General features: G+C 68.6%; 11 protein-coding genes. 2 read left to right on the top strand and 9 right to left on the bottom strand.

Translation table 11 applies throughout. The features are described from left to right. Nucleotides 1–4 precede the first annotated feature (4 nt). Nucleotides 5–2,440: a glycoside hydrolase family 31 protein gene (locus H7F49_RS05925; protein WP_185682649.1), complete on the top strand. Its 2,436-nt coding sequence runs from the start codon at nt 5–7 to the stop codon at nt 2,438–2,440. 131 nt (nt 2,441–2,571) lie between these two features. Here H7F49_RS05925 and H7F49_RS05920 read toward each other — a convergent pair whose 3' ends face one another. From H7F49_RS05920 to H7F49_RS05880, 9 genes are all read right to left on the bottom strand, one after another. Further along, a complete protein-coding gene (locus H7F49_RS05920; protein ID WP_185682648.1) occupies nt 2,572–3,555 on the bottom strand; it encodes an alpha/beta hydrolase in 984 nt (327 codons plus the stop codon). Continuing rightward, complete coding sequence (locus tag H7F49_RS05915; protein WP_235981927.1) at nt 3,552–5,411, bottom strand: glycoside hydrolase family 2 protein; 1,860 nt, start codon at nt 5,409–5,411, stop codon at nt 3,552–3,554. Before H7F49_RS05915 ends, H7F49_RS05920 begins: the two co-directional genes overlap by 4 nt. Before the next feature lie 173 nt (nt 5,412–5,584). After that, the gene (locus H7F49_RS05910) at nt 5,585–7,834 is read right to left on the bottom strand and encodes a TonB-dependent receptor (RefSeq protein WP_185682646.1); all 2,250 of its coding nucleotides are present in this window, start codon (nt 7,832–7,834) and stop codon (nt 5,585–5,587) included. Between the two features lie 261 nt (nt 7,835–8,095). Continuing rightward, nucleotides 8,096–9,574, bottom strand: coding sequence for a glycerol kinase GlpK (gene glpK / locus H7F49_RS05905; RefSeq protein ID WP_185682645.1), 1,479 nt, complete (start codon nt 9,572–9,574; stop codon nt 8,096–8,098). An 18-nt stretch (nt 9,575–9,592) separates the two neighbouring features. Then, entirely contained in the window at nt 9,593–11,137 is a 1,545-nt protein-coding gene (gene glpD, locus H7F49_RS05900; protein WP_185682644.1) for a glycerol-3-phosphate dehydrogenase, read from the bottom strand. A gap of 196 nt (nt 11,138–11,333) precedes the next feature. Beyond that, nucleotides 11,334–12,422, bottom strand: coding sequence for an LLM class flavin-dependent oxidoreductase (locus H7F49_RS05895; RefSeq protein WP_185682643.1), 1,089 nt, complete (start codon nt 12,420–12,422; stop codon nt 11,334–11,336). 44 nt (nt 12,423–12,466) lie between these two features. Continuing rightward, nucleotides 12,467–13,381, bottom strand: a complete 915-nt coding sequence (locus H7F49_RS05890) for an aldo/keto reductase (protein ID WP_185682642.1) — start codon at nt 13,379–13,381, stop codon at nt 12,467–12,469. Continuing rightward, complete coding sequence (locus H7F49_RS05885) at nt 13,378–14,391, bottom strand: LacI family DNA-binding transcriptional regulator (RefSeq protein WP_185682641.1); 1,014 nt, start codon at nt 14,389–14,391, stop codon at nt 13,378–13,380. The genes H7F49_RS05890 and H7F49_RS05885 overlap by 4 nt, the downstream gene beginning before the upstream one ends. Next, the gene (locus H7F49_RS05880) at nt 14,388–16,397 is read right to left on the bottom strand and encodes an alpha-glucosidase (protein WP_328806548.1); all 2,010 of its coding nucleotides are present in this window, start codon (nt 16,395–16,397) and stop codon (nt 14,388–14,390) included. Before H7F49_RS05880 ends, H7F49_RS05885 begins: the two co-directional genes overlap by 4 nt. 208 nt (nt 16,398–16,605) lie before the next feature. Between H7F49_RS05880 and H7F49_RS05875 the strand changes: the two genes are divergently transcribed. Continuing rightward, entirely contained in the window at nt 16,606–19,044 is a 2,439-nt protein-coding gene (locus tag H7F49_RS05875; protein ID WP_185682639.1) for a TonB-dependent receptor, read from the top strand. The last annotated feature ends 200 nt before the right edge of the window (nt 19,045–19,244 follow it).

Genomic DNA, 19,244 nt, shown 5'->3' with positions numbered 1-19,244 from the left:
CCCGATGACCGCCTCCCCGTCCCTCCGCCGCGCCACCCTGTCCGCCCCGCCGCGCTTCGCCGTGACGGCGCAGGACGATGCTGGTGTGACCCTGACGGCGGATACCGGCGCCGTGGCCCGCCTGTTCGTGCTGGAGGAGGACATCATCCGCGTCCTGCTGCTGGCGAAGGGGCAAGTGACCTCCCCGCCAAGCTGGGCCATCGCCCCTGGCGCCGAGGACATCGCCGAACCCGGCCGCGACCGGCTCGACGCCAGCGGCTTCTCCCGGCCCGGCTTCACCCTCGCAGAGACCGAGACCCACGTCACGATCGCGACGCCGCGCCTGCGCCTGACCATCGCGCGCACCGGCCTGCTGTGCACCTGGCATCAGCGCGACGGTGAGGCCTGGACCCTGCTCGCCGAGGATCGCCCGACCCAGGCCTACAACTTCGGCTGGTGGGACGAGGCGACCTATCACTACGTGAAGCGGCAGCCCGGAGAGCGCCACTTCGGCCTGGGCGAGCGCAGCGGCCCGCTCGACCGCAGCGGACGGCGGCTGCGGCTGACCAATCTGGACTGCATGGGCTATGACGCCGAGAGCGACGATCCGCTCTACAAGGCGATCCCCTGGGTCCTGACGGTCAATGCCGCCGGCCAGGCCCACGGCACGTTCTACGACACCCTGGCCGATCCGGTGTTCGACTTCGGCCACGAGCATTCCAACTATCACCCGCATTACCGCTACATGCGGGCCGAGAGCGGCGATCTGGACTACTACATGATCGCCGGGCCCGATGCCGCCACGGTGGTTCGCCGCTTCACTTGGCTGACCGGCCGCCCCGCGCTGATGCCACGCTGGGCCGTGGGCTATTCCGGCTCGACCATGACCTACACCGATGCGCCCAACGCGCAGGAGCGGATGGGCGAGTTCCTCGACGGGCTGGCCCGGCACGACATTCCCTGCACCTCGTTCCACCTCTCGTCCGGCTACACCTCGATCGGTGACAAGCGCTACGTGTTCCACTGGAACACCGACAAGTTCCCCGACGCGCGCGGTTTTGTGGCGAGCTATGCCGCGGCCGGGGTGGAGCTGGTGCCCAACATCAAGCCCGCGCTGCTGCTCTCCCATCCCCGCTATGCCGAGCTGGCCGAGCGCGGCTGGTTCGTCAGCGATGCGGCCGGGCAACCGATCGAGTGCCTGTTCTGGGACGAGCTGGGCAGCTACATCGATTTCACCAACCCCGAGGCCGCCGCCTGGTGGCGCGAACAGGTGACCGCGAGGCTGCTCGACTACGGCATCCGTGCCACCTGGAATGACAACAACGAGTACGAGATCTGGGACCGGCGCGCGGTCTTCGCCGGGTTCGGCGCCGCGCGCCCGGCCGCCCCCGAGCGGCCGGTGCAGACCCTGCTGATGATGCGCGCGTCGCGCCAGGCGCAGTTGGCCTTCCGCCCGGACGAGCGGCCCTATCTGGTCACCCGCAGCGGCATGGCCGGGCTGCAACGCTATGCCCAGACCTGGTCGGGCGACAATTTCACCGCGTGGAAGACGCTGCGCTTCAACCAGAAGATGGGCATCGGGCTGGCGCTGTCGGGCGTGTCGAACACGGGCCATGACATCGGCGGTTTCGCCGGTCCGTCCCCCGAGCCGGAGCTGCTGGTGCGCTGGGTCCAGGCCGGGATCGTGATGCCGCGCTTCTCGATCCATAGCTGGAACAGCGACGGGACCGTCAACGAGCCCTGGATGTATCCCGAGGCGACCCCGGCGATCGTCGGCATGCTGAGGCTGCGCCACGCGCTGGTGCCGCTGCTGCACGACCTGCTGTGGCGCCACCACGCCGCTTACGAGCCGGTGACCCGCCCCCTGTGGCTCGACTTCCCGCAGGATCCGGAGTGCTGGCGCGACGGCGACACCTACCTGCTCGGCCCGGACCTGCTGGTCGCCCCGGCGCTGGACCCGGGCGTGTCCGAGATCGAGGCCTACCTGCCCGACGGGACGCGCTGGATCGATCTGCGCGACGATCGGGCCCATGCCGGAGGCACGACCGTCGCCCTCCCCGCACCGGGCACGGGTCTGCCCCCGATGCTGGCGCGCGAAGGCTCGGCGCTGTTGCTCGACCTGTCCGAACCCGGTTTCGTCCAGCGCCCGGCCGAACCCGCCGTGCTCCTCTATCCTCCGCAGGGAGCCGGGCAGATGGCCTGGCAGGGCTTTGACGAGCGCGAGGCCCGCTGGCCCGATCTGGAGCGCCCGCCGCTCTGGGCACTGGACATCGTCACCACGCCCGAGACGATCGCGATCACCGCCGCCTGGACCGGCCCGGAGGAGGCGCCCTCCGCTCACCTCGACCTGGTCTTGCCGCTGGCGGACAGCCGCCCGGTCACAGTCAACGGCACAGCCCTGGTCTGGACCGAGACCGAGGTCCTTGGCGTCCGGCGCCGCCTCGCACGCTGGGCGGTCTGAGAACGGGCGCCGATCGCTGACCGCACCCGCGGCGCCACCTTCGAAAAAAGGCCGGCCAGCGGGTCCATAGAGACACCGCGGGCCGGCCCAAGGACTGCCAGAAGGCAGGGTGGAATCGAACGCGCGGCGCCTCAGGGTTGCGCGAGGGTGCCGCTGGCCTTCAGCCAGAGCGCGTACTGGTCGAACCAGGCATCGCTGGTCGTGCCGTTGGGATGCGAGGCAAAGCCGTGCCCGCCGGCGCTGTAGAGGTGGAACTCGACCCCGCTGCCGGCCTTACGCCAGGCGTCGATCAGGCCAAGGTCCTGGCTCTTGAAGAAGCGGTCATCGGCGGCGAGCGCCGCGAACAGCGGCGGCGCGCCGGACGGCACCGCAGCGCTTGCGGTCGGGCCATAGATCATGCCGACAAAGTCCGGCCGGGTGTCGGGCTGGTTGGCCAGGGTCTGCGCCAGCACGGTGATGGCGCCGGCCGAGAACCCCAGCACGCCGATCCGCCTGGGATCGACCCGCCACTCCGCCGCGCGCCCGCGGACCAGCCGGATCGCCGCCTGCAGATCGGCCACGGCATGGGGCACCACTTCGAGCGGCGCCGGCCCGCCTTTCACGAACAGCCCGGTGAGCGCGGCCTTGAACCCGGCAAATCCGCCCGTGAGCGGCGCAGTACGGTACTTGACGATGAACACCCGCACGCCCAGCCGGTCGAGCTTGCGCGCCACGTCGTAGCCCTCGTTGTCCATCGCCAGGAACTGGAAACCACCGCCCGGCACCAGCAGCACGGCCGGGGCGGCGCGATCGGCCGGGAGTGAGCTGGGCACCGCCACCAGCGTGGGCTGGCTGACGTTGTAGGCGATCCGCTGGTCCGGCGATTGCTGCGCCCAGGCCTCGGCCTGACCGCCGGGCAGCGTGGTGCCGAGCGGCAGTGCCACGGCGCCGGGTTCGACCGGCACGGCGATGGGCTGGATCCGGTCAACCCAGCTTCCGGGCGCCGGTGCCGGGCTGGCTTGGGCCGTCGCGGCGGGCGCCTGCGCCTGCAGCGGGACCGACAGCGCCAGCGCGGCGAGCGCCAGCAGCGATCCCGCGGAAGTCGGCCGAGAGCGTCGAGGCCGGTTCCGGCTCATCGCCCGGCCACGGCCGCCTTGCGGGCATAGTAGTCGGCCAGCACGGCGAAGGCCTGCTTGCGCTCACCGGTTTCGGAAATCAGCCCCTTGCGGTTCCAGCCAATCTGGAAATCGGGGTTCTGCCGGCGCGGCGAGCGGAAGTCTTTGAGGATCCAGGGCGACATGCCGCGCAGTGTAGGGACCCGGTCAGCCATTTCCAGGGTTTTTCGATAGAACTCGGCCTGAAACTCCTCCGAAAACTTCTGCATCTTTTCAGGGCTGTGGAACCCGGCCTTGGCGTCGGCCCCGAACTCCGAGAAAATCAGCGGCTTGTCGTCGGGAATCTGCCAGACGCTGCCCGGCAGATCGGCGAGACGATCCCCGGTGTACCAGCCATTGTAGGTGTTGATCGCCAGGACATCGAGATCGGCAGCCAGGGGATCGGCCATGGCCATGGTTGGCACCTTGGCCGCACGATCACGCTCGACCAGCAGGGCGGCGCTGACCAGACGGGTATCGTCGAGTGCCCGCACGTCGGCAATCAGTTGCCGCAGGAAGGCGTTGCGGGCATCGCTGACCGGGGTCTCGTTGGCGACCGACCAGATGGCGATCGAGGCGCGGTTGCGATCGCGCAGGATGTTCTCGGCCAGCATGTTGCGGGCCGTCGCCAGCGTCTGGGTGTTGCCCCAGGCCACCATCCAGTAGACCGGGACCTCGCTCCACACCAGCAAGCCCAGCTCGTCGGCGGCGCGGGTCATCACCTCGGAGTGGGGATAATGCGACAGGCGCACGTAATTGCCGTGAAGCCCTTCCTTGATCTCGCCGAGCAGGGCCCGGGCATTGGCCGGCGTGATGATCCGCGCCGGATTGGCGCCGATCTCTTCCTCGTGCATCGAAATGCCGCGCAGGAACACCGGCTTGCCGTTGAGCAGGATGTCGGCGCCGCGCCGCTCGACCGTGCGGAAGCCGATGCGATCCCGCCACCGGTCCTCGCCGGAGCTCAGCGTGACATCGTAAAGCTTCGGCTGTTCGGGCGACCAGCGCACCAGCGCCCGCGGCGCGGCCATGGTCGCGCGCCAGTTGCCGGCGGCGTCCGTCTTGCCGGCCAGGTCCAGCTTCAGATCGGCGATGGTCAGCCGGACCGGCGCATTGGCCGCAGCGGGTCCGTCGAGGTGGGCATCGACCGCCAGCTTGCCGTCACGGGTCAGGCGCACCCAGGCGGTATCCACATAAGTGGCGGGCGTCTGGACCAGCCGGATCTCGCGGGTGACGCCGCCATAGTTCTCCCAGTCAGTGACCGGGGGCGGCACGGTGGTGGGCGTGGCGGCGGAATCGACCCCGATGGTGATCTGGTTCTCGCCATCGCGCAGCAGCCTGGTGGCTTCGAAGGCGAAAGGGGTGAAGCCGCCCTCATGCCGACCGAGCGGCTGGCCGTTCAGGTAGACCACCGTGGCATAGTTGGCGGCGCCAAAGCGCAGGAAGACCCGCCCCTTGCGGTCGGCCGGAGCGGTGAAGGTCCGCTGGTACCAGACCAGGCCCTGATAATGGCGCAGTTCCGGGGTGGCCGCCAGCCACGCGCCCGGCAGGCGGGCCACTGGCGAGTGGGCCATGTCGAATTCGTAAAGCGTGCGGTTGTCCGCCGCCATGGCCTGACGCACGTCGATGTCGAGATAGCGCTGCTGGCCGCGATCGGGGGCCTCGCCATGGAAGCCGGCGATGCCGGACCGGTAGGGATCGATCGAGTAGTGCCAGTCACCGGACAGGTCGATGCCGTCGCGCAGGTCGGCCGAGACCAGCAGGGGCTCCGTCTGGACTGTCGCAAGTGGGAGGGCGACGGGCGGAGACTGGGCGGGCGGAGACTGGGCCGGCGCTGGCATGGACAGTCCGGCAGCCGCCAGACACAGAACACCCCGCAGACCAACGATCCGCATCATCCGTTCTCCCACACCATGTGCGGTCCGCTCATCGTGGCGGACCTTCGCTGTTCACGTGTCCCAAACGGCCGAAGCCGGGACAGGGTTTCCCCTGCCCCGGCACCGGTCCACCGGGATCAGTAGTTCAGGCTGAAGCGGACCCCGCCGTAGCGCATGAAGTCGCGCGGCAGGAGCACCTGGGTCGCCTGGTTGTTGCCCCAGTTGCCCGCGCTGTTCGCCAGCGACGGGAAGTACTGCTGGTTGAACAGGTTGTTGACGAAGGCGGTGACTTCCCACTTGCGGTCCTCGTCCCGCACGCCCAGGCCCAGGTTGACGATCGAGTAGGCCCTCTGGAAGGCCTCAGGATCGCGCGCCACATAGTTGACGCTGCTGGTGTGCTGCCAGTTGGCCTGGACCACGCCGCGCAGGTTGTCGGTCAGGGCCGGAGTGTATTCGGCGCCGATCGAGAACTTGAACTCGGGGGCCTGAACCGCCCGCTCGCCCGTGAGGTTCTGGCGGGTCGGCTGCCCCGGGACCGTGACGCAGCCCTGCGCCGCAGTTTGCAGCGGGAAGCAGGGTGCCACCGGGAAGTCCAGGTACTTGGCATCGAGGATCGCGAACGACCCGCTCAGGTTGAACGTGTCACTCGGGCGGATCACGGTGTCGATCTCGACACCCTTGGTGCCCAGCTTGCCGACGTTGGTCAGCCGGAAGTTCGCGGTGCCGTCGGCCAGGGTCTCGATCGTCTGGGCCTGCAGGTTGCGATAGACCGTGTCGAACAGGGTGACGTTCAGCGTAACCTTGCGATCGAACAACTGGCTGCGGATGCCGACTTCGATGTCGCGCGACTTTTCGGGCTTGATCGGCCCGGCGGCGGCGCGGTTGTTGTTGAAGCCGGTGGTCAGGTCATAGGTCTGACCCTTGTACCCGGTCGAAACCGTGGCGAAGGCGTTGACCGTCGAGCTGAACTCGTACTTCAGGCTTGCCCGCCAGGTCGCCGCCGTGTCCGATGCGTTGCCCGACCACGTGCCGACCGGAGCAGCGCGGCTGGTGAAGGCATAGCGGATCTTCTCGTTCTGGATGCGCGCGCCGCCGGTCAGGGTGGCGTTGGGCATGAACTCCCAGTCGGCCTGAACGAAGGCAGCCAGTTGCTGCGACTTCGAATAGGCGGTCCAGTCCGCCAGCGAGAAGGCCGGCCCGCGCGAGAACGGACGGTCGAACCGCACCGAGGCGAAGTAGGCGCCCAGGGTGTAGCGGAACGGCTGGTCGCCCGGCGAGAGCAGGCGGAATTCCTGGGTGAACAGCTTCGACTTGAACGTGCCGACCTGGATGTTGTTGCCGTTGGCGGTGTTGGCCGAGGTGTCGTCCTGATCAAGGAAATCGTCGAGCCGGAACTTGTCGTACGAGGTGATCGAGACCAGCGAGTGGGTGCCTAGCTCGAAGTCCCCGCGCAGGTTGCCCCCCCAGCCATTGTACCGGGTGCTGGCCGGGTAGTTGTTGCTGATCGACCGGTTGAGTTCGCTGACCGTCACACCGGGCAGGGTGACCGCGGGGGTCTGGCCCGCGACGCCGCGCAGCGCCGCGTTGGCCCCGAAGCGGATGAACGGACGGCCGACCGTGGTGCTCCCGCGGATGACGTTGCCGGTCAGCGTGATCTTGGCCGCCGAACTCGGTTCCCAGCGCAGCTTGCCGCGGGCGTTGAAGGTGTCGTTGCCGTTGACCTTCTGGTTGTTGAACAGGTTGGTGACATTGCCTTCCCACCGGGCATAGCTGCCCGAGACGACGTAGCCGAGCTGCTCGCTCAGCGGACCCGAAACGCTGAAGTTCGCGCCAACCTCGTTATCGGTGGTGGCGGTGCCGTTGACCCGGATCTTGAACGTGTCGGTCGGGCCGCGGGTGATGATGTTGATCAGGCCCGCCGAGGCCGACTTGCCATAGAGGGTCGACTGCGGACCGCGCAGGACCTCGATCCGCTCCACGTCGGGCAGGTCGGTGAAGGCGCGCGCCTGGAAGGCCAGCGGCACTTCGTCGACCAGCACGGCGACGCTCGGCTCGACGCCGATGCCGAACGCGAAGGTGCCGACACCGCGCAGCGAGACGTTGGCGTTGACCGGATGTTCGGCCGGACGGATCGTCAGCGAGGGGGCAAGCTTGGTCAGATCCTGGAACTGGCGCACGCCAGCCGCCTGGAGCTGATTGGGCGAAAGCACGGACACCGCGAGCGGCACCTGCTGGACATTCTCGGCGCGCTTCTGCGCGGTCACGATGATTTCACCGTTGTCGGTGGCGGCCGCGGCAGACTGGTCCTGCGCCAGGGCAGGCTGGGCGGCGACCGTCAGGGCCAGCGCAAGCGCTCCCCGGGCCACGGTGTTGCGAAGCTTCGTCATTTCCATCCCCTCGTTACGCAGGCTTTGGGTCTTTCCATCGGAAAAGCCGCGCCTCTCATACGGAATGGCCTGACCAAATGCAAGCGGCACCAGGGGATTTGCTGCAATATTGGTCATTCACGTTGGAAAAAGGCCAATTTCCGGGGAACATTGCCGCGAGTCTGCGGGGAAAAGGCAGGTTCAAGGTCCGCCCAGCGAGCCGAACCCACGCTGTCGGCGAAAATTGGTCAATCCAATTGTGGCAATCAGCGCGAGGCCGACTCAGGTCAGAGTGGCCCGCCGGATCGCCGCCTGCCATTCGGCCACCAGGCGCGACCGCTCGGCCTCTGCCAGGCGCGGGGCGAAGCGGCTGAGCCCTCCCTGCTCCGCCACGCTGTCGAGCACACCGGTCCAGGCCCCGGACCGGTGTCCGGCCAGCATGGCGGCGCCCAGGGCCGTGGTCTCGAGGTTGGCCGGACGTTCGACCACGATGTTGAGGATATCGGCGAGGAACTGGCAGAACCAGTCATTCGCGGCCATCCCGCCGTCGACCCGCAGGGTGGCGAGCGCGCCGGCCCCGTCGCGCTGCATCGCGGCGACCAGATCGGCGGTCTGGAAAGCGACCGATTCGAGCGCGGCCCGGGCGATGTGGGCCGGGCCGCTGTCGAAGGTCAGGCCGGTCAGCATGCCGCGCGCCTCGGTACACCAGTGCGGGGCGCCCAGACCGACGAAGGCCGGCACCATATAGACCCCGCCGTTGTCGGGCAGCCGCGCCGCCATCTCCTGGGTCTGGCGCGCCTCGACGATGATGCCGAGCCCATCGCGCAGCCACTTGATCGCCGCCCCCGCGACGAACAGCGACCCTTCGAGCGCGTAATGGGTCACCCCGTCGATCCGGTAGGCCACCGTGGTGAGCAGGCGCGCGGCCGAGGTGACTGGCCGATCGCCGGTGTTGAGCAGCATGAAGCCGCCCGTACCGTAGGTGATCTTGGCCTGCCCCGGGGCAAAGCACGATTGGCCGACCAGGGCGGCCTGCTGGTCCCCGGCCATGCCCAGGATCGGAATCTCGCCGCCCAGCAGGGTGGTCGTCCCGAAATCGGCCGCACTGTCGCAAACCTCGGGCAGCACTGCGGCCGGGACGCGGAACAGGTCGAGCAGCTCGGGGCACCAGCGCTGGGCATGGATATCGAACAGCAAGGTGCGGCTGGCGTTGGTGACGTCGGTCTTGTGGCTGCGCCCTTCGGTCAGGCGCCACAGCAGGAACGTGTCGATCGTCCCGAAGGCCAGTTCGCCCCGCTCGGCCCGGGCCCGCGCACCGGGGATCGCATCGAGCAGCCAGGCCAGCTTGGTCGCGGAGAAATAGGGGTCCAGCAGCAGACCGGTCCTGGCCTGGACCAGGGCCTCATGCCCCGCGGCGTGCAGCTCGGCGCAGGTCGCGGCGGTGCGCCGATCCTGCCAGACGATCGCCTTGTGCAGCGGTTCCCCGGTGGCGCGGTCCCACAGCACCACGGTCTCGCGCTGGTTGGTGATGCCGATCGCGGCGATGTCCGCCGCGGCCAGACCCGCCTTGTCCAGCGCCCCGCGCGCCGTCGCCAGGGTGTCGCGCCAGATGTCCTCGGCATCGTGCTCCACCCAGCCGTCGGCGGGATAGTGCTGGGCAAACTCCTGCTGCGCCGAGGCCACCACGCTGCGGTCCGCCGCAAAGACCAGCGACCGGGTGGAGGTGGTCCCCTGATCGATTGCCAGAATGAACGTGCCCATCTTGCCCTCCCCGTGCGCTCAGCCGTTCGCGGCGAGCCAGTCCGTCAGTTCCTGCGCCAGCTCCGGCCCCGCGCCAAGCCCCAGCTTGGTCCGGCGCCACAGGATGTCCTCGGCGGTGCGGGCCCATTCGTGGGTCACCAGATAGCGCACCTCGGCCTCGGTCAGCCCGGCCCCGAAATCGCGGCCCAGCCCGGCCCAGTCGCTCGCCGCGCCGATGATCCGCTCGATCCGGGTGCCATAGGCATGGGCCATGCGCTCGGCCACGTCGGCCGGCAGGAACGGCCAGCGCTGGCGGCACGAGGCCAGGAAAGCCGCGAAGCCGCCGGCCGGCAGATCGCCCCCGGGCAGGGCCGCCCGGTCGGTCCACCCGTCGCCGTGGCGCGGCAGCCAGGGCCCCAGCTCGTCCATCGCATGCTCGGCCAGGCGACGATAGGTGGTGAGCTTTCCGCCCAGCACGCTCAGCACCTGCGGCGTGCTGCGGCGCCCCAGTTGCAGCACATAGTCACGGGTGATCGCCTTGGCGTCGGCGGTGCCGTCATCGTACAGCGGCCGCACGCCCGAATAGGACCGCACCACATCGTCCGGGCCGATCTCGCGGGTGAAGTACGCGTTGGCGGCGGCGCAGAGGTAGCTCGTCTCCTCGGGCGAGATCTGCGGACGGTCGCGCTGATCGGCGGCGACCAGCACATCGGTCGTCCCGACCAGGGTGTAGCGGTGCTCGTAGGGAATGGTGAAGACGATCCGCCCGTCGTCCTGCTGCAGGATGAACGCGTGGTCGCCGGAATACAGCTGCGGAACAACGATATGGCTGCCCTTGACCAGGGTGATGCCACCCTCGCGGGTGACCCCGTCGACGCCGTCGAGCAGGTTGCCCGCCCAGGGGCCGGCGGCGTTCACCACGGCCTTGGCCCGCACCTGCAGCGGAGCGGCCAGTCCCGGACGGCTGGGGTTGGGGGCCAGCGAGACGACCCATTCCTCGCCCTCCACCCGCGCCCCGGTCATGGCCGTGCCCGTCACGATCCGCGCGCCGCGCTCGCTCGCATCGATCGCGTTGAGAACGACCATCCGGGCATCGTCGACCCAGGCGTCCGAATAGACGAAGCCGCGGGTCAGGCCCGGCTTGAGCCCTTCCCCCCAACGCGGATCGCGCAGGTCCACCCCATGCGAGCCGGGCAGCGACTGCTTGCCTCCGATATGGTCATAGAGCCACAGCCCGATGCGGATCATCCAGCCCGGCCGCCCGCCCTTCGGCTGAGGCAGGACGAAGCGCAGCGGCCAGGAGATATGCGGCGCGATGTGGATCAGCCGCTCGCGCTCCTGCAGGGACTCCCGCACCAGGCGGAACTCGTAGTATTCGAGATAGCGCAGTCCGCCATGGATCAGCTTGGTGCTGGCCGAACTGGTGTGCGCGGCAAGATCGTCCCGTTCGACCAGCAGCACGCTGAGGCCCCGCCCCGCCGCATCGCGGGCGATCCCCACGCCGTTGATCCCGCCGCCGACGATCAGCAGGTCCACGGCTTCGCCATCCTGGACGGAGCTGGAGAGAGCGGGATGCTGCGTCATGCGGGGTTGTCCTCACGGCTGACACCGGCCGCCATGGCCGGCCTGGGGCCTGCGCCCTGCGGGCTAGGCAACCAATGGATCAGCGTCAATTGGTTAGTCCAATTTAGCACAGTGTCATAACCATAGAACAAGCGCACCCCGGGCGGGGCCCTCCCTTTGGGGAGAACCCCGGCGCCGCGGTCACAGGGTCACAGGGTCACAGGGTAAGCGGACCGTGCTGAATCCGGGGCAGCACATACCGCGCAAACAGGTCAGCCTCCTGCATGTGCGGATAGCCCGACAGGATGAAGGCCTCGATCCCCTCGGCCTGATAGGCGCGCAGCTTGGCCAGGACCTGGTCCGGGGTTCCCACGATCGCCGCGCCGCAGCCCGAGCGGGCCCGGCTGATTCCGGTCCACAGGTTGTCCTCGACAAAGCCGTCGCCGTCGGCCGCGCCGCGCAACTCCTGCTGCCGCTGGACGCCGAAGTTCTTGGCATCGAGCGACTTCTCGCGGATCGCCCGGCCCGCCTCCTCGTCCAGCTTGGACAGCAGGCGGTCGGCATAGGCCCGTGCCTCGTCCTCGGTCTCGCGCACGATCACATGGACCCGATAGCCGAACTTGAGCGACCGGCCGAAGCGCGCTGCCCGGGCCTTCATGTCGGCGATGGTCTCGCGCACCTTGTCCATGGTGTCGGGCCACATCAGGTAAACGTCGCTTGCCTCTGCCGCGCATTCGCGCGCCTCGTGGCTGAGCCCGCCGAAGTAGAACGCCGGACACTTCCCGGAAATCGTGCCGATCCGCGGCGGATCGAGCTTGAGCTGGAAGAATTCGCCCTGGAAATCCAGGTGCTCGCCATTCAGCAGCGTGCGGACGATTGTCATGATCTCGGTCGCGCGGGCATAGCGCGGGCCCGAGGCGATCGTCTCACCCGGCATGTCGGACGAGATGATGTTCACGTTCAGCCGCCCGCCAGTGCCCGCGGCATTGGGGCCCAGGATGCGGTCCAGCGTGGCGATCCGCCGCGCCAGCTGCGGCGGCCAGTCCTCGCCCATGCGGGTCGCCCAGAGCAGCTTGATCCGCCGCACCTGCGTCGCCACAGCGGCGGCGAAGGCCGTGGTGTCCAGCCCGAGCTGATAGCCGGATGGCAGCAGGATGTTGTCGAACCCGCCCTCCTCGGCGCGCAGCACGATGTTGCGGCAGTGCTCCCAGCTCGACTGCAGATACTTGTCGGGCACGCCGAGGAACTCGTAGTCATCGTCGCAGAGCGCTGAAAACCACGCGATCTCGCATTGCTGGTCAGCCATCGTTACCTCTCCTTCGTCTATCGGCGAATGCTCGGCCCGCGGGTTCAGGGCAGCCGCTCGCCCCGCGCGGCGACCAGCACCGCGTACCAGTCCTGCCGGGTCCAGCGGACGGTCAGGGCCTGCATGCCTTCGGCGATGCGCTCGGGCTGCTGCGAACCGATGATCGGGACGATCCCTGCCGGATGGGCCATCAGCCAGGCATAGGCCGCAACCGTCCGCGACACGCCCTGCGCCGTCCCGATCCGGTCGAGCTCGGCGGCGACCGCCTGCTCGCGCGGGGTGGTCGGCTGGGCCAGACGCCCGCCGCCCAGCGGGGACCAGGCCAGCGGGGTCAGGCCCATGGTCATCGCCTGGTCCAGTTCGCCGTTCTCGAAGCAGGTGATCCGCAGCGGGCTGATCTCGGGCTGGGTCGAGACCAGCGGACGGCCAAGGAAGTGCTGCAGCGCGGCCGTCTGGTGGATGGTGAAATTGGACACGCCGAGCTTGCGGATCTTGCCCGCGGCCACCGCATCATCGAGCACGCGGGCCACCTCCTGCGGATGGGCAAGAATGTCGGGACGATGGACCTGCCACAGGTCGACCTGCTCCACCCGCAGCCGGCGTAGCGAATTGTCGATTGCCAGGCGCAGATAGGCCTCACCCTGGTCATAGGGCAGCGGGGGCAGGATACCGCCCTTGGTCGCCAGGACCATGCGATCGCGCAGGCCGGGCTCGGCGGCGATCACCTCACCCAGCAAGGCCTCGGCATCGCCGAACCCGGCTGCGCCGTCGAAGCCGTAGATGTCGGCCGTGTCGAGGAAGGTGATCCCCGCGTCGAGCGCGGCATGGACCAGCGCCGCCGCCTCGCGGGCGGTGCGGCCGTTCTCGGCCAGACGCCACATGCCCCAGGCGATCGGGGAAACGGCAATATCGCCACCGCCGAGCTGGCGGGTGGCGGGGGGAAGAGGAAGTTCGCTCATGCAGGGTTCCTGAAAGGCGGCGCGACGGAGCCGCGCTCGACAAGGGTATGGGGCAGACGCCGGTGACAGATTTCGCCGCCCTCGATGAGGATGGCCGTGGCGGTGCGGGCCAGTTCGGCCATGGGTTGGTGGATCGTGGTCAGCGGCGGCCAGACCGTGCGGGCGAGCGTGGTATCGTCGAACCCGGCGACCGACAGCCGCGCCGGGACGGCGATGCCGCGATCGTGCGCCACGGCCAGGACCCCGGCGGCCATGTCGTCGTTGGCGGCGAAGATCGCGGTGGGCGGCGCGGCGAGATCAAGCAGCATCCGCCCCGCCCGGACCCCGGAATCGAAATCGAACTCGCCGTCGCAGACCAGCGCTGGCTCGAACGCGATCCCCGCCCGGTCGAGCGCGCGGCGATAGCCGAACAGACGGTCGTCCGAGGCCATGTGATTGGGATGGCCCTTGATGAACCCGATGCGCCGGTGCCCGAGGTTGATCAGGTGCGAGGTCATGTCATCCGCCGCCTGGGCATCGTCCATGAACACCGAGCTGGTCAGGGCGTGATTGGTCCCCGGCGAGATCCGCACGAACGGGATGTCCATCGCGTCGAGCGCCTTGAGCACCGCTTCGCAATCGGTCACCGGCGAGGACAGGACAATCCCGTCGACATGACTCTCGCTGACCAGCTCCCGCACCTGCTCGCCCACCAACGGATCGGCGACGTCCACCGGCTGGGCGAGCAGGCGCACGCCCTTCTCGCGGCACAGGTCCCAGCAGCCGGTCTGGATCTGGAACATGTAGTAAGGGCTGTGATTGTCATAGATCAGGGCGATCTGGTTGGACTTGGCCCCGGAGAGGATCCGGGCCGCCACGCTGGGCCGGAATTCCAGCGAGGCCATGGCCGCTTCGACCCGGGCCTTCGTATCTGCGCTGACGTAGGGATGGCCGTTGAGCACCCGGCTGACGGTCTTCACCGCCACGCCGGCGCGCGCCGCGACGTCGCGGATGTTGGCGCGCTCGCTCATCCCGCCAGGGCTCCCGCCAGGCCCGCGAACAGCGCCGCAAAACGGCTGTCCGGGCGATAGAACACCGGCGGCGCATCGAACGGCGCGGCCACGGTGTGAGTCCCGGCCGGGTAGTCCGCGCCCGTCCACACATGTCGCCAGGCGCCTTCCCCCGGCAGAACGACCCTGCGCTCGGTCTGACCAGCCTCGATCACGGGCGCGACCAGTAGGTCGGCACCGTAGAGGTACTGGTCCTGCACTGCGAACAGCGCGGGGTCGTCCGGATAGTGGAGGAACAGCGGGCGCTGCAGCGGCAGCCCGGTCTCGGCCGCCTCGTCGCTCAGGTGCCGGACATAGGGCGCCAGGGCGGCATGGACCCGGCTCCACCGGGCGAAACAGGCCAGCAGGTCGGGATCGGAATCGTACTGCAGGTTGTCATCGGGGCGGTTGCCCTCGTGGCTGCGCATCATCGGCGCGAAGGCGGCCAGCTCGGCCCAGCGGCGCAGCAGTTCAGCGGTGCGGACATTGCCGTGAAGCGAGGTGTAGCCGCCGCAGTCCGAATGGCTGTAGGCATTGCCCACCAGCCCGGCCGAGAGCGCGCCGGTGATCACCGTGCCGATCCCGTCATGCCGGGTGAAGTCCACCGACTGGTCGCCCGCCCACAGCATCGGGCAATGGGCCCCGACCCCGGAAAAGCCGGCGCGCATGAAGAACACCGCCTCGCCGGTCTGGCCGCGGCTGGCCAGCGCCATGGCGTTGACCTCGGCCCACAGCACCGGCCAGCGGTTGTGCGCCTCCATCGGGTCGGACCCATCGGCCAGGCGCACGTCGGTCGGCAGGTATTCGCCGAAATCGGCCATCCAGCCAGCCATGCCCTGATCGAGCATCTCCTGGCCCAGCACCCGCTCGGCAAACCAGGCGCGGGTTTCGGGCCGGGTGAAATCGACCACGCCGCAATCGAACTCGCCGAAGTCGACCAGATAGACCTCGTCGCTGTCCTGCCTGAGCGCGAAGTGCCCGCCGGCCACCCCTTCCGCGAACAGATCGCCATCGTTGCACAGGTAGGGATTGGCATAGGCCAGGAACCGGATGCCCCGCGCCTTCAGCGCGGCGATCCGGGCGGCCAGATCGGGGTAACGCGCGCGGCTGCGGTCACTGATGTGCCAGTCCCAGAACAGCCGCCGCCCGAAGCTGGTCTGGCGGACCCCGGCCCAATCCTCGCACCACAGCCCGGTCACCACGGTGCCGGCCGCAAGGAAACCTTCGAGCCGCTCGAAACTGTCGAGACCCGCCTTGAGCCCGACGATGGCCCCGCCGATGGCCCAGTCCGGCAGGGGCGGTTGCCGACCGAAGCGGGACGACAACTGCCCGACCAGACCGATCGGCCCCGTGTCGGCGAACAGCTCGAACGCCGCTTCCCCTGCCCAGGCCTCAACCCCGTGGCAGGCGGGGTCGGAGAAATCGAGCACGCTGTAGCAATTGGCATCCAGGTGAACCGCCAGCCAGCGCGAGGTCAGGAAGGTCGGCTGCGGGTAATTGGTGGTCCAGTAATCGCCGCCGGCCATCCCTTCGGCGTCCATGATCCGAGTCAGCTCGGTCGACTTGTCGCGGCCGACCCCGGGCTCGCTGGTCCAGATCGGAAAGCGCCGGCCGTTGACGGCCAGATAGCTCATCTGCTCCCCGCCGCCCCACACCGTCTCGCCCGGATCGGCGTGGAAGCGGACCCACAACCGGTCATCGCCGGGCCGCAGTGCAGTGACCACCAGCCGGTTGCCGTCGAGCGCCAGCCGGGCGACCGGGCCGGCCGCATCGCCAAGCACCACGCCTTCGCCATCGCGCTGCCATGAGCCGGGTGCACTGCGTTCGCGCGGCGCGTCGGCGATGCGGTAGTTGCCGCGATACATCGTGATGTCCGGCTCGCCGCGCGCGACCGACACCGCAGGACAGGCCGCGCTGTGACGCAACACGGTGAGCCCCGCGAATCGCAGCTCGAACCCGTCATCCAGCGGCACAAAACCCGTTTTCACGCCCGATCCGCCCCATCTCGCGGCCATGCGATGCAGCCATGCCACACCCTGCCGCCTGTTGTATGACACCGCTTGACATATCGGCCGCTCCAAAGCAGATCAAGGACTAGAAGTGGCACCGCTTATGCTTTGTCATGCGGATCAAGCCACGGTAAGGGCGCCCCGACGCAGGGGGCCTTCGCCGGTCCGAAGTGTGGGAGGAATTCACATGAAATTCGTGCTTTACAGCTCTGTTGCGGCCTTGGCGCTGGCCGCCAGCCCGGTGCTGGCGCAGCAGGCGCCCCAAGCCGCCGCCGACGCGCCGGAGATCGGCGAGATCGTCGTCACCGCCCAGCTCCGCACCGAACGCCTGCAGGACGTTCCGGTGGCCATTTCGGTGGTCTCGGGCGAAGCTGTGAGCAACGCCTCGCGCTCCAGCCTCGAAGGTGTGACCGCGCTGGTCCCCTCGCTCAACTTCGTCAAGGCGGGCACCTCGCTCAACCAGACCCTGTTCCTGCGCGGGCTTGGCACCACCTCGTTCTCGATCGCGGTCGAGCCGTCGGTGTCGACCGTGCTCGACGGCGTCGTGCTGAGCCGCGCCGCGGAAGCCTTCAGCGACCTGGCCGACGTGGCCCGCCTGGAAGTGCTGCGCGGTCCGCAGGGCACGCTGTTCGGCCGCAACGCCAGCGCCGGCGTGATCAACATCGTTTCGGTGATGCCGGGCGACACGGTCGGCGGCAATGGCGAAGTCGCCTTCTTCGGCGGCAACGGCAACGAGTTCCGCGCCCGCGGCTCGGTCGATCTGCCGCTCAGCCCGACCGTGCGGTCGCGCACCACCGTCTTCTACAACAAGTATGACGGCAACATCTTCAACGTCGCCCCCAACGTGAACCGTCGCGTCAACGGCTTCGAGCACTGGGGCATCCGCTCCATCCTCCAGGCCGACCTGGGCGAGAACGCCAAGTTCACCCTGATCGGCGACTACCACAAGAATGACGACGATTGCTGCGCCGACGTGATCGGCGGGCCGCCGCTGTTCGCGTCCACCTCGGCCACGCCGGGGGCGGTCAACACCACCAACCTGGCGCTGATCCAGACCGTCCTGCCCGCGCTGCGTGGCAAGGATTCGCGGACGATCAACCAGAACCTGATCACCCGCACGATCGAGACCGGCTATGGCTTCTCGGGCCAGCTCGATGCCGGCATCGGCGATCACACGCTGACCTCGATCACCGCCTATCGCAACTTCGCCAACAACGAGATCCGCGACGGCGACTTCTATCCGCAGGCCTACATCGGCGCGCCGCAGTCGCACGATACCGGCCCGCAGACCGGCTGGAGCTTCAGCCAGGAGCTGCGCATCGCCTCGCCGGGCAAGCAGTTCATCGATTACGTCGCGGGCGCCTACTACGCCTACACCTTCACCCAGCGCGTCTTCCGGCGTGACAACACGCTGTGCGCCGCGGCGGCCGGGGCCACCCTGCCGACCGGCGTGCTGACGCCCTGCTCCAGCCCGCTGGCCGCGCCGTCGACCACGGCCTTCGGCCAGGCGACCTATTCGAACGCGGCCAAGAACCTGGCCTTCTTCGCCCAGGCGACGATGAACGTGTCGGACTCGTTCCGCCTGATCGGCGGCCTGCGCTACACCCGCGACCAGCTGGACGAGAAGTTCATCCGCATCACCAGCCCCGGCAACGGCGCGTCGCAGCCGCCGTTCGATGCGGGCGTGTGGAACCGGTACCTGGAGCTCGTCGCCGCCGGCACCGCGCCGACCGCGGCCCAGTCGGCCGCCGCCGCCTCGACCAACGGCGTGCCGCTGACCACGGCCACCTCGGCCAACAACGTGTCCGGCCGGGCCGGCCTGCAGTATGACTTCAGCCGCGAGGTCATGGGCTATGCCACCTACACCCGCGGCTACAAGGGTCCGGCGTTCAACCTGTTCTTCAACCTCCAGCCGACCGGGCTGAAGGCGCTGGAACCGGAAACCTCGGACGCGTTCGAAGTGGGTCTGAAGAACTCGTTCATGGGCGGCAAGCTGACCGTGAACGTGGCCGGTTTCTACGCCAAGTATCACAACTTCCAGGCCAACAACCCGGATACGCTGACCGTCGGCGGAGTGACCGCCACGATCGCGCGGTTCACCAATGCCGGCACCGTTTCGACCCGCGGTTTCGAAATGGACATGACCTTCCGGCCGACGCGTGACTTCACCCTCAGCGGCGGCGCGGCCTACACCGACGCCCAGATCGACCAGTTCAATCCGCCGCCGGTGCGCACCCCGAACGACATCGTCCCGAACGGCACCACCCTGCCCTTCGCGCCGAAGTTCAAGGGCAGCCTGAATGCCGACTACCGCATCCGCCTGGGTGGTCCGATCGATATCGGCCTGAACGTCCAGGGCACCTACCAGTCGCGCCAGAGCCTGTTCCTGACCCCCGATCCGGTGATCCGCAACGCGACCACCATCGCGGGCTATGGCATCGTCAATGCCGGGATCACGGTGATGGACCAGGACGACCGCTACAAGCTGAGCTTCGTCGTGCGCAACCTGTTCGACACCAGCTACATCGCGGCGATCAGCACGGGCGGCCCGAGCGGCGCCTACCGCTATCAGATCCCCCGCGATGCCGATCGCTACTGGGGCATCATCGGCCGCGTGAATTTCTGATCCGGGGCCCCAACCCGTGATCGAGCAGGGCCTCGCCACCTCGGTGGCGGGGCCTTTTGCTTTGGTGATTGGGCCGCTTGCCAACGCGAAGGTCGAGCCCCCTCCCCGCTGCGACTAGCCCCGCCTGCGGCAGGGCCAGTCTCGCTCCCCTCCCCCCTGGGGAGGGGATGGGGGTGGGGGTTCCAGGCTTGTGTTGCGAT

Origin of the sequence: Novosphingobium aerophilum (genome assembly GCF_014230305.1) — a bacterium.
GTDB classification, from domain to species: domain Bacteria; phylum Pseudomonadota; class Alphaproteobacteria; order Sphingomonadales; family Sphingomonadaceae; genus Novosphingobium; species Novosphingobium aerophilum.
This window is presented reverse-complemented; position numbering and strand designations above follow the sequence as displayed.